The sequence below is a fragment of the Oerskovia sp. NPDC060338 genome (genome assembly GCF_042726295.1).
In the GTDB taxonomy this organism is placed as follows: domain Bacteria; phylum Actinomycetota; class Actinomycetes; order Actinomycetales; family Cellulomonadaceae; genus Oerskovia; species Oerskovia merdavium.
This window is the reverse complement of record NZ_JBHXCQ010000018.1, coordinates 48,397-59,961: the sequence shown is the minus strand read 5'-3', so window position 1 is coordinate 59,961 and position 11,565 is coordinate 48,397. Positions and strand designations below refer to the sequence as shown.

Annotated in this window: 8 protein-coding genes; 5 read left to right on the top strand and 3 right to left on the bottom strand. The window is 73.0% G+C overall.

Features of this window, described 5'->3' with window-relative positions; all coding sequences use genetic code 11:
• Nucleotides 1-106: 106 nt before the first annotated feature.
• Nucleotides 107-1,192, bottom strand: a complete 1,086-nt coding sequence (locus ACFWGN_RS19790) for a phosphotransferase (protein WP_377619308.1) — start codon at nucleotides 1,190-1,192, stop codon at nucleotides 107-109.
• Nucleotides 1,193-1,438: 246 nt separating this feature from the next.
• Here ACFWGN_RS19790 and ACFWGN_RS19785 point away from each other — a divergent pair, with 246 nt between their 5' ends.
• Both ACFWGN_RS19785 and mnmA read left to right on the top strand, forming a co-directional pair.
• A complete protein-coding gene (locus tag ACFWGN_RS19785) occupies nucleotides 1,439-2,710 on the top strand; it encodes a cysteine desulfurase family protein (protein WP_377619306.1) in 1,272 nt (423 codons plus the stop codon).
• On the top strand, nucleotides 2,707-3,978 hold the full coding sequence (mnmA, locus tag ACFWGN_RS19780) for a tRNA 2-thiouridine(34) synthase MnmA (RefSeq protein ID WP_377619304.1): 1,272 nt from the start codon (nucleotides 2,707-2,709) through the stop codon (nucleotides 3,976-3,978). Before ACFWGN_RS19785 ends, mnmA begins: the two co-directional genes overlap by 4 nt.
• Nucleotides 3,979-3,985: 7 nt before the next feature.
• Here the strand turns inward: mnmA and ACFWGN_RS19775 are convergent, their stop codons facing one another.
• Complete coding sequence (locus ACFWGN_RS19775) at nucleotides 3,986-4,537, bottom strand: ester cyclase (RefSeq protein WP_191799921.1); 552 nt, start codon at nucleotides 4,535-4,537, stop codon at nucleotides 3,986-3,988.
• A gap of 214 nt (nucleotides 4,538-4,751) precedes the next feature.
• Here ACFWGN_RS19775 and ACFWGN_RS19770 point away from each other — a divergent pair, with 214 nt between their 5' ends.
• The 3 genes from ACFWGN_RS19770 (at nucleotide 4,752) to ACFWGN_RS19760 (ending at nucleotide 9,253) form a co-directional block, all read left to right on the top strand.
• On the top strand, nucleotides 4,752-5,816 hold the full coding sequence (locus ACFWGN_RS19770; RefSeq protein ID WP_191799919.1) for a hypothetical protein: 1,065 nt from the start codon (nucleotides 4,752-4,754) through the stop codon (nucleotides 5,814-5,816).
• A gap of 219 nt (nucleotides 5,817-6,035) precedes the next feature.
• Nucleotides 6,036-6,776 (top strand): HAD family hydrolase, encoded by a 741-nt coding sequence (locus tag ACFWGN_RS19765; RefSeq protein WP_377619302.1) that lies wholly within the window; start codon nucleotides 6,036-6,038, stop codon nucleotides 6,774-6,776.
• Nucleotides 6,776-9,253 (top strand): glycoside hydrolase family 65 protein, encoded by a 2,478-nt coding sequence (locus ACFWGN_RS19760; RefSeq protein WP_377619300.1) that lies wholly within the window; start codon nucleotides 6,776-6,778, stop codon nucleotides 9,251-9,253. Before ACFWGN_RS19765 ends, ACFWGN_RS19760 begins: the two co-directional genes overlap by 1 nt.
• Before the next feature lie 110 nt (nucleotides 9,254-9,363).
• Here ACFWGN_RS19760 and ACFWGN_RS19755 read toward each other — a convergent pair whose 3' ends face one another.
• The gene (locus ACFWGN_RS19755) at nucleotides 9,364-11,559 is read right to left on the bottom strand and encodes a prolyl oligopeptidase family protein (RefSeq protein ID WP_377619298.1); all 2,196 of its coding nucleotides are present in this window, start codon (nucleotides 11,557-11,559) and stop codon (nucleotides 9,364-9,366) included.
• Nucleotides 11,560-11,565 lie beyond the last annotated feature (6 nt).

The following is an 11,565-nucleotide window of genomic DNA, read 5'->3' as shown; positions in this document are numbered from 1 at the left end:
GACCGACGCACGCCCCGGCAGGCTCGCCTGCCGGGGCGTGCGTGCGCCCGGGGGTGCTGCGGGTCGCGGGGGCGGGGTCGCGCCGGTGCGAGGTCCCTGGAGCGGGTCAGAGTCCGAGGTGCTCGAGCCAGGCGAGACCCGCGAGCGCCCGGCCCAGGGAGCGGTCCAGGAGGCACGGCCGGCCCGGGGGAGCGGGGCGACGGGCGGTGTCCAGGGAGAATCCTGCGAACCCGCCGACGATCGAGCGCAGGTCCTCGGGGTGCACCTCGGCGCCCAGCGGGTGGTCGTCGAACACGGCCGTGAGCCAGGCTCCGGCGCGCTCGGCGTCGTCCCAGTGCACGACCGGTGGTCCTCCGTCGCACGGGACCTCGACGTCGACGGGCTCGAACACGCCCTCGACGCCCTGGGCGCCGACCGTGACGAGCAGGTGGGCGAGGTCGAGCCAGCCCGCCCCGCGCATGGCGTAGGGCCAGTCGAGGACGTAGACCTGGTCGTCGGTCACGGCGAGGTTCTCGGCCCGCATGTCGCCGTGGACGATCGACTCGCCCTCGCACGCGACGAGCACGCCCAGCTCGGCCTCGACGAGCCGGTCCAGGTGCTGTGCCGCCCAGGGCGAGACGTGCTCGAGGTGCTGGTACGGCTCGCGCTGGACGCGGCCCCAGCCGATCGCGGCCGACGCGAGCTGGGGGCCGGCGGGCGGCAGGGGGATCTGGCGTGCGCCGGGGACGCGCGCGAGGTCGTCGAGGGTCTCGAGCACGCGACCGAGCACCGCGGGGTCCCACGGGACGCGGGGCGGGTAGCCGTCGATCGCCTCGTACGCGAGCACGATCCAGTCACCGTCGCCGTGGCCCCACAGGAAGCGTGGCATGGGGACGGCTGCGGGCAGGCGCACCGAGATCTTGGCCTCGGCCCGGTGCAGGTCGGCGCACTCGGGCGCGTCGAGCGTGCGGGCAGCCTTGAGGAAGACCTGGTCGCCCGTCGAGAGCCGCACGAGCGAGCCCATGCCCGGACTGAAGCCGCTCACGACGCTGATCTCCTCCACGACCCGGGCGTTCATGGTCGCCTCGATCTCGTCGCGCAGCTCGGCGGGGAGCTGCGCCCAGCCCAGCCGGTCGCTCGCGTGGGCGCGCGGGTCCTCCGGTGAGCGGACCACGGTGGTGGTCGCGGCGTCGTCGGGCATGGGGTGTGGCACTCTCACAGGGTGAGGAGGGGAGTCTGAGGGGGAACCGCGTGAAGGCGTCCCGGGGGCGGTCCACGGCGGGGAACGAGCCGAGGACGTCGATCCGAGGACGATCGGGCATCTGTCAAGATATCGCGTTTTCCTGGGCTGTCCAGCGCGGTCCCACAGGTCGGCCGAGGGGCCTCGGGACGTCCCTCGGCGACCGTGTGACAGCGAGCCCCAGGAACCCTTCGTAGACTGGACGACTGTGATCGCCCCATGACCTCCACCCCTGCCGCGCCCGGTGCCGGCGCGTACCTCGACCACGCCGCGACGACCCCCATGTCTCCCGCGGCGATCGAGGCGTTCGTCGCGGAGCTGACGGCGACCGGCAACCCGTCCTCGCTGCACTCGGCGGGACGGGCAGCGCGCCGTGTCGTCGAGGAGTCGCGCGAGGCCGTGGCCGCGGCGCTCGGCGCGCGCCCCAGCGAGGTGATCTTCACCGCGGGAGGCACCGAGTCGGACAACCTCGCGATCAAGGGCCTGTTCTGGGGGCGTCGCACGACCGAGCCCCGGCGGCGGCGCATCCTCGTCTCGGCGGTCGAGCACCACGCGGTGCTCGACCCGGCGTTCTGGATGGCCGAGCACACGGGCGCGGAGATCGTCCTGCTGCCCGTCGACGACGAGGGGCGCCTCGACCTGGACGCCCTGCGGGCCGAGCTCGCGGCCAAGGGGGACGAGGTCGCGCTGATCTCGGTCATGTGGGCCAACAACGAGGTCGGGACGATCCAGCCGGTCCAGGAGGTCGTGCAGATCGCGCGCCCGTACGGGATCCCCGTGCACTCCGACGCGGTGCAGGCCGTGGGCCAGGTCCCGGTGGACTTCACCGCGAGCGGGCTCGACGCCCTGACCCTCACAGGCCACAAGCTCGGCGGGCCGGTGGGCGTGGGTGCCCTGCTCGCGAAGCGAGGGCTGCCGCTCACGCCCGTGCTGCACGGCGGCGGGCAGGAGCGCGGCGTGCGCTCGGGCACGCTCGACACCCCGGCCATCCGGTCGTTCGCGGTCGCGGTGACCGAGGCCGTCGGGGCGCGCGCAGAGCGCGCCGAGCACCTGGCCGAGCTGCGCGACGAGCTGGTGCGCGGCGTGCGCGCGGCCGTCCCCGGCGCGGTCCTGCGGGGGCCGGACCCGTTGGTCGACCCGTCGCGGCGCCTGCCCGGCAACGCCCACTTCACGTTCCCCGGCTGCGAGGGAGACTCGTTGCTGTACCTGCTGGACTCGGCCGGCGTCCAGACGTCGACGGGTTCGGCGTGCCAGGCCGGGGTCCCGCAGCCCTCGCACGTCCTGCTCGCGATGGGGGTGCCCGAGGACGACGCGCGCGGTGCGCTGCGGTTCTCGCTCGGTGCGACCTCGACGCACGCCGACGTGCAGCGGCTCCTGGACGCGTTGCCCCAGGTCGTGGCGCGCGCGCAGGCCGCGGGTCTCGCGTCCTCGGCGGGCACGAGCCGGGGCGTCAGCAGCACCACCACCAGCACGACGAGGAGGCCTGCATGAGAGTCCTGGCAGCGATGTCCGGCGGGGTGGACTCCGCCGTCGCGGCCGCACTGGCCGTCGAGGCCGGCCACGAGGTGGTCGGCGTACACATGGCCCTGTCCCGCAACCGTGAGCAGTTCCGCGCCGGGTCGCGCGGGTGCTGCTCGATCGAGGACGCGGGCGACGCGCGCCGCGCGGCCGACGTCCTGGGCATCCCGTACTACGTGTGGGACCTCTCGGAGCGCTTCGAGGACACGGTCGTCGCGGACTTCCTGTCCGAGTACGAGGCCGGGCGCACGCCCAACCCGTGCGTGCGCTGCAACGAGCACATCAAGTTCGAGGCGCTGCTCGACAAGGCGACCGCGCTCGGCTTCGACGCGGTCGCGACGGGCCACTACGCGCAGGTCGTCACGCGCGAGGTCACGGAGACCGGGCCCGACGGCGAGCCCGTGACCCGTACGGTCCGCGAGCTGCACCGCTCGCCCAACGAGGCCAAGGACCAGTCGTACGTGCTCGCGGTCATGGGGCCCGAGCGGCTGGCCCGCTCGATCTTCCCGCTGGGCGGCTTCGCATCCAAGGACGAGGTGCGCGAGGAGGCCGAGCGGCGCGGGCTGTCCGTCTCGAACAAGCCCGACTCGTACGACATCTGCTTCGTGTCCGACGGCGACACGCAGGGCTTCCTGAGGTCGCGCCTGGGAGCACGCACGGGCGAGATCGTCAACACCGAGGGCGAGGTCCTGGGCGAGCACGAGGGGGCGTACGCGTTCACGGTCGGCCAGCGCAAGGGCCTGGCGCTGGGGCGTCCCGCGGCCGACGGCAAGCCGCGCTACGTGCTCGAGGTCGAGCCGGTGTCCAACCGCGTCGTCGTGGGGCCCGCGGAGCTGCTCACGGTCGACCGGATCGTGGGGGACCGGTCGGTGTGGCTCGCGGACGACGTCCTCGCCGCCGCGGGCTGGGACCGGGCGGCGTCGGTCTCGGGCACCCACGACGGGGCGGAGCCCGGCGAGGGGACCCGGGCCGCGTCGGACTGGTTCGAGGCGACCGTCCAGGTGCGTGCCCACGGGGCGCCGGTCCCGGCGCGGGCGCGTGCCGTCGTCGGGCCTGCGGCGGACGCGTCCGGTGCGGCGCCCGCGCAGGGCGGCGGCATGGAGGTCGAGCTCACGGGCGAGACGCTGCGCGGCGTGGCCGCGGGGCAGTCGCTCGTCGTGTACCAGGGCACGCGCGTGGTCGGGCAGTCGACCGTGCAGCGTGCCTACCGGGCCGCGCGTGCCACGAGCCTCGCGGGCTGAGCCCGTCTCAGACCGTGACGGGCACGCTGCTCCCCACCGCGGCGCCCGGCCGGGTCGCCGCGACGACCGCGCTCGTGGGCACCACGGGGTGCTCGCTCAGCTCGCGCACGAGCCACGCGTCGTCGCGCACCGCCCAGTGCTCGGCCTCGCGGCCGTCCACGAACCGCAGCATGTGCATCTCGCGGACCGTGAAGTGACGGCCCGTGGGGGCCAGTCCCCGGAAGTAGCCGGTGTGCCGCGCGCTGAACGCGACGTGCAGCGCCACCAGGTCGCCCTCGGCCACGGCGTGCAGCACCTCGACGTGCTGGTCGGAGAACGCGTCCGAGAACCAGTGCATGGTCGCGACGAGCCCTTCGAGCCCGCCCGAGGACCCGGGGGCCGGGTCGTGGTTGTGGAAGTCGGCGGCGACCAGCGCCGCCAGGGCCTGTGCGTGGTTTCCCGGTATCGCCTGGGTGTGCACGGCGATCGCGGTGGCCTTGTTGGTCGCGGTGGCCTCGTGGGTCGCAGCGGCTTCGTGGTTCGCGTCGGCCGCGGTCCCGGCCTGGTGGGTGCTTCTCATGTCCGCCTCGCTCGTCCGGCGGGGTCGTCCAACGGCCACCGCGTCGTCACGGTCTGTGGTGCATACTCATCACCCTTCACTCGGAGAGAGGGCCGCCGCAAGGGTTCGTGCGGGTGATGCGCGGGTGAGATCCCCGCGACGCGCACCCCACGGGCCGTGCAGCGCGATCAGCAGAGCAGTTCTCAGCACGACACACCAGCAAGGAGCTCACGTCATGACGTCAGTCAGCGGGCACGGACCGTGGCCGGGCGGTGAGGGCACCGACGTGCTCGAGGCGCAGCAGATGATCTTCGGGGACCTCGCCGAGGTGCCCACGGGGGTCACGCCGGTCCCGTTCCTCGCGCGCCTGCCCCAGCGGGGACCAGGGGCCGACGGCGTAGGACGCACGGCGACCCTGCTCGCGGACCTGCCCGTCGAGATCGGCCCGCACGGCTGGAAGCTCGCCGACCGACCCGGCATGGACGAGCGTCGCGCGCAGGCGTTCCTGCGCGAGGACCTCGGTGCGCTCGCGATCGCGGGCCACGGGTACACGGGGCCGCTCGCCGTGTCGGTCGTCGGGCCGTGGACGCTCGCGGCCGAGCTCTACCTCGCGCGGGGCGACCGCGTGCTCTCCGACCGTGGTGCGGCGGCCGACCTGGCGGGCTCGCTCGCCGTCGGGCTGCGTGCGCACCTCGACGAGGTCCGGCGACAGGTGCCCGGTGCCGACCTCGTGGTGCAGGTCTCCGAACCGCTCCTGGGGCAGATCAACGCGGGCGTGCTGCCCACGTTCTCCGGGTACTCGCGCCTGCGCGCGGTCGAGGGGCCCGACATCGTCGAGGGCCTCACCGGGGTCCTGGACGCCGTGCGCGGGTGGGGTGCGCGCAGCGTCGTGCACGTGGGGCCGGCCTGGGTGGGGATCGCACCCGTGGTGCTCGCGGGCGCCGACGCCGTGGGTCTCGACCTCGCCGCGCGCGGCACGGGCTGGGACGAGAAGGGCTGGGAGCTGGTCGCTCGCGCGGTCGAGCGCGGCACCGGGGTCTGGGCGGGTCTGCCGCCCGCGAAGGTCTCGCAGTGCTCGGGCCCCCACCTCGGCGAGCTCGCGTCGCTCGTGACCGTCCCGTGGCGCCGCATCGGGCTCCCTGCCTCGGGGCTCGACGACGTGACGCTCCTGGCGGCACCTCGCGCAGGGGGAGTGGGGCTGGGTTCGGGGAGCCGGCTCGGGAGCACCGACGAGAACCGGGCGATGCTCGGGAACCTGGGGCGGGTCGCGGAGATGCTCGCGGAGCGGGCCCAGGACTGAGGGCTCGTGAGGGCATGGGCCTGCGGGCCGTGGCCCCCCAGGGGAACGGGTTGGGGGCGCGGGCACCTCGTGCCCCCCGGTGGCGAGGTTCGGCAGCCGGGCTGCCGTACGTCCGCGGTGCCCGCTCGTTTTCGCCGGGACGGCCCCCGGTGCGTACGCTCGAAGCACGCGCTCGCGATCTGCGGTGCCCACGTCCGTCCACTCTCCCGAAGGAGCGCGATGCCCGCTCTGCACGCCGTCCTCTTCGACCTCGACGGGGTCCTGACACCGACTGCCGAGGTGCACATGCGTGCCTGGGAGCGTCTGTTCGCCCCCTTGTGCGTCGAGCGTGGTGTCGAGCCGTACACCTCGGCCGACTACTTCGCGCACATCGACGGCAAGCCGCGCTTCGACGGGGTCGCGACGTTCCTCGCCTCGCGCGGGATCGGGCTGCCGCGGGGCACGATCGACGACGCCCCGGGCGAGGGCACGGTGTGCGCGCTGGGCAACAAGAAGAACGAGATCGTGAACCGCATGTTCGTCGAGGAGGGCATCTCCCCGTACCCCGGCTCGATCGCCTTCCTCGACGCCGTGACGGCGGCCGGGGCGCAGGTCGCCGTGGTCTCGTCCTCGCGCAACGCGCCGTCGGTCCTGGCCGCGGCCGGCATCGCGGACCGTTTCGAGGTCGTCGTCGACGGCACGGTCGCGGCCGCGCACGGCCTCGACGGCAAGCCGTCGCCCGCGACCTACGAGTACGCGGCCGAGCTGCTGGGCGTGCCCACGACCGCGGCGATCGTGGTCGAGGACGCGATCTCGGGCGTCCAGGCCGGGGCGGCGGGCGACTTCGGTCTCGTCGTCGGCGTCGACCGCGGGGTCGGTGCCGAGGCCCTGGCCGAGCACGGCGCGGACCTGGTCGTGAGCGACCTGGGCGAGCTCGACGCGACGGTCCTCGACCGTCCGGCACACGAGGGGGTCCGCTGATGGGCGGGTTCGAGCACGGGTTCGACGGGACGATCGACCGCAGCCGCTTCCCGGCGGACCCGTGGAAGCTCACCGAGAGCCGGTACGCGTCGCACGACCTCGGGGTCACCGAGACGCTCTTCTCGGTCGCCAACGGGTACCTGGGCATGCGCGGGAACGTCGAGGAGGGCCGCGAGTCCCACACGCAGGGGACCTTCATCAACGGCTTCCACGAGACCTGGCGCATCCACCACGCCGAGGAGGCCTACGGCTTCGCCGAGGTCGGGCAGACGATCGTCAACGTCCCCGACGTCAAGATCATCCGCCTCTACGTCGACGACGAGCCGCTCCTGCTGCCCGTCGCGGACCTGATCTCCTACGACCGGTCGCTCGACATGGCCGACGGCGTGCTGCGCCGCGAGCTCCTGTGGCGGACGCCGTCGGGCAAGCGCGTGCTCGTGAAGTCCGAGCGCATGGTCTCGTTCGTCGAGCGGCACCTGGCCGTGCTCACGTTCGAGGTCACCATGCTCGACGACCCGGCGCCCATCGCGATCTCGTCGCAGATCCTCAACCGTCAGGACGGGCAGGACGAGTACCACGTCCCCTCGGCCGCGATGGGGCAGGGCTTCGACCCGCGCAAGGCCAACCAGTTCACCGAGCGCGTGCTCCAGCCGCAGGCGCAGTGGGGCGACGACCAGCGGCTCGTGCTCTCCTACCGCTGCACCAACTCGGGCATGACGCTCGCGGTCGCGGCGGACGACGACCTGGTCACCGAGAACACCTACGACGTGCGCACCCAGGTGGACGAGGACCTGGCCAAGCACGTCTACCGGATCCAGGCCGAGCCGGGCAAGACCGTGCGTCTGACCAAGACCGTGGCCTACCACACGTCGCGTGGCGTGCCCGCGATCGAGCTCATCGACCGCTGCCGTCGCACGCTCGACCGCGTGCGCGACGAGGGCATCGCGTTCCAGCACGCCGAGCAGCGTGAGTGGCTCGACGAGTTCTGGGCGCGCTCGGACGTCGAGATCCCCGGTCAGCCCGAGGTCCAGCAGGCCGTGCGCTGGAACATCTACCAGCTCGCGCAGGCCACGGCCCGCGCCGAGGGCAACGGGGTGCCGGCCAAGGGGCTCACGGGCACGGGGTACGGCGGGCACTACTTCTGGGACACCGAGATCTACGTGCTCCCGTTCCTGACGTACACGAGCCCGCGGTACGCGCGCAACGCGCTGCGCTTCCGCTACCAGATGCTCGACGCCGCCCGGCGCCGGGCGGGGCAGCTCTCGCAGCAGGGCGCACTCTTCCCGTGGCGCACGATCAACGGCGAGGAGGCCTCGGCCTACTACGCTGCGGGCACCGCGCAGTACCACATCGACGCCGACGTGACCTATGCCCTCATGCAGTACGTGCGGGCCTCGGGCGACGTCGACTTCCTCGAGCGCGAGGGCGTCGACATCCTCGTCGAGACCGCGCGCATGTGGGCCGACCTGGGGTTCTGGCGCGTCAACGGGGACGACTACTTCCACATCCACGGGGTCACGGGTCCCGACGAGTACACGACGGTCGTCAACGACAACCTCTTCACCAACGTCATGGCCCGCTTCAACCTGCGGGTCGCCGCGGAGACGCTCGAGACCATGCGGCGCGACGCGCCGCACGAGTACCAGGCGCTGGCGATCCGGCTCGGGGTGAGCGAGGAGGAGACCGCCGAGTGGGAGCGGGCCGCCAAGCACATGTCGATCCCGTTCGCCGAGCACCTGGGCATCCACCCCCAGGACTCGCACTTCCTCGAGCGGGAGATCTGGGACCTCTCGGGCACCCCGGCGGACAAGCGGCCGCTGCTGCTGCACTACCACCCGCTCGTGATCTACCGATACCAGGTCCTCAAGCAGGCCGACGTGGTGCTCGCGCTGTTCCTTCAGGGAGCCGAGTTCACGCCCGAGGAGAAGCTCGCCGACTTCGAGTACTACGACCCGTTGACCACGGGCGACTCGACCCTGTCGGGCGTCGTCCAGTCGATCATCGCGGCCGAGGTCGGGTACCACGAGCTCGCGCTCGAGTACTTCACGTCGTCGCTGCTCGTCGACCTCGAGAACCGGCACGCCAACGCGGCCGACGGCGTGCACGTCGCCTCGGCGGGCGGCACCTGGTCGGCGCTCGCGTTCGGGTTCGGCGGCATGCGGGACGACTGCGGGCGCATCAGCTTCGACCCGCGTCTGCCCCAGGAGTGGGAGTCCCTGACGTTCCGTGTGTCGCTGCGCGACTCCCGGCTCAAGGTGACGGTCACGGTCGACGCGATCGAGCTCGTGTGCGAGACGGGCGACGGCGCGGACGTGCACGTGCGGGGCGGGGCCGTGCACGTCGGTGCGGGCGAGAGCGTCACGGTCGCGCTCGACGGCCAGGGGCCCGTGCTCCACGGCACGCCGAGCCTGCGCGACCTGACCGGCAACCGCCGCGAGGACGGGACGCTCATCACGGCCCAGGTGCCGCACTCCTAGCGCTCGACGGCCACGCCCGGCATCCAGCGAGGCGTCGGGTCGCCGGCCAGGTCGACACACGTGAGGGCGGGCTCCCCGGGGAGCCCGCCCTCACGTCGTCCCGGTGAGTCTCAGCCGAGCTGCTCCCGCAGGAAGCGGTAGTGGATCGCGGCCATGTGCGCGGCCTGCGCGTTGTTCGCCGCGCCGCCGTGCCCGCCCTCGACGTTCTCGTAGTACGTCACGTCCTTGCCCGCCGCGAGCATCTTCGCGGCGAGCTTGCGGGCGTGCCCGGGGTGCACGCGGTCGTCCTTGGTCGACGTCGTGAAGAGCACGGGCGGGTACTCGCGCTCGGCGTCGAACAGGTGGTACGGCGAGAACGTCCTGATGAACTCCCACTGCGCGGGGTCGTCGGGGTCGCCGTACTCGGCGGCCCACGACGCCCCCGCGAGCAGGTGCGTGTAGCGGAGCATGTCGAGCAGCGGGACACCCACGATCACGGCGCCGAAGAGCTCGGGGTACTGGGTGAGCATGTTGCCCGCCAGGAGCCCGCCGTTGCTGCGCCCCTCCATGCCCAGGTGCTCGGGCGTGGTGATCCCGCGGGCGACGAGGTCGCGGGCGACGGCCGCGAAGTCCTCGTACGCCTTGTGGCGCTTGGCCTTGAGGGCCGCCTGGTGCCAGGCCGGTCCGTACTCGCCGCCGCCGCGGATGTTCGCGACGACGTAGACGCCGCCGTCCACGAGCCAGGCGCGGCCCAGCGTGCCGGAGTAGCCCGGGGTCAGGGAGACCTCGAAGCCGCCGTACCCGTAGAGCAGCGTGGGTGCGGCGCCCGGGCGGGAGCCGACCGGAGCGGGGGCGCCGTCGGCGGGCTCGGCGGCGCTGGTCGGGTCCGCACCTGCTGCGGGCCGGACGAGGTCCTCGCGCCCGACGACGAAGTACGGGACGCGCGTGCCGTCGTCGGACACCGCGAAGTGCTGGTCGATGACCAGCCCCTGCGCGTCGAAGAACGCGGGGCTCGACTTGAGGACCTCGGGGGCGGTGCCCGCACCCACGGTCAGGAGCGAGAGCGTCGAGGGCGTGAGGTAGTCGGTCGTGACGAGCCAGACGTCGTCGCTCTCCTCGGAGTCGACCGCGCCCACGACGACCATGCCAATGGTCGGCAGGCCCGGTAGCTCGCTGCGGGTCCAGGGGACGTCCGGGCCCTCGGCGAGAGGCGGCGGGGTCAGCACGTGCAGGCGGTTCTTGACGTCCTCGAGGACGTTGACGACGAGGTGGTGCGCCGTCCAGGTGGCCCCGGCGAGCGAGGTCGAGGGCGTGGGCTCGAACAGGACCGTGAAGCCGCGGGCCCCCGCGAGGAAGTCCTCGAAGCGGGTCGCGAGCAGCGAGCCCGCCACGTACGTGGCGCCGCCGACCGTCCAGTCGTCGCGCAGCTCGACGAGCATCCACTCGCGCTTGACGCCGACCTCCGCCGAGCGCGGGACGTCGATCTTGACGAGCTTCTCGTCGGGGGTGCCGGCATCCTGGACCAGGTAGGTCTCGCTGTCGTAGAACGCGATCGATCGACCCACGAAGTCGCGCTCGAACCCGGGGGAGTGCGTGCGCCAGCCCATGATGTACATGTCCTCGGGCTCGCCCTCGTACACGACGGTGGCCTCGGTCACGGGGGTGCCGCGGCGCCACCGCTTGACGATCCGCGGGTATCCCGACGGCGTCATGGAGCCCGGGCCGAAGTCGGTGTAGACGTAGACCGTGTCCGCGTCGATCGAGCCGAGCCCTCCCTTGGACTCCTCGCGCAGGAACCCGCCGTCCTCGGGCGCGACGAACGACTTGGTCACGAGGTCGAACTCACGCGTGACGTCGGCGTCGGAGCCGCCGGGGGACAGGTCGATCAGGGCGTGGCGCCACTCCTCGCCGGGCGCGGGGCGCAGCACGCTCGCGCCGTGCCAGACCCAGCTCTGGTCCTCGGCCTCGCCCAGCGCGTCGAGGTCGAGCACGAGCTCCCACGCGGGATGGTCGGTGCGGTAGGAGTCGAGCGTCGTGCGGCGCCAGATGCCGCGCTCGTGCTGCGCGTCGCGCCAGAAGTTGTAGTAGTGCTCGCCGATCCGGGAGACGTCGGGGATCTTGTCGTCGGAGTCGAGGACCTCGCGGATCGCCTGCTCGGTCGCGGTGAACTCAGGGGTGGCCTCGATGGTCGCCGCGGTCTCCGCGTTGCGGCCCTGGACCCAGGTCATGGCCTCGCGGCCGTCGACCTCCTCGAGCCACAGGTACGGGTCGTGCGGCGTGGTCGGCTGTGCGGTGGGCGTGTCGGTCACGGCGTTCTCAGCACTCATGCAAAC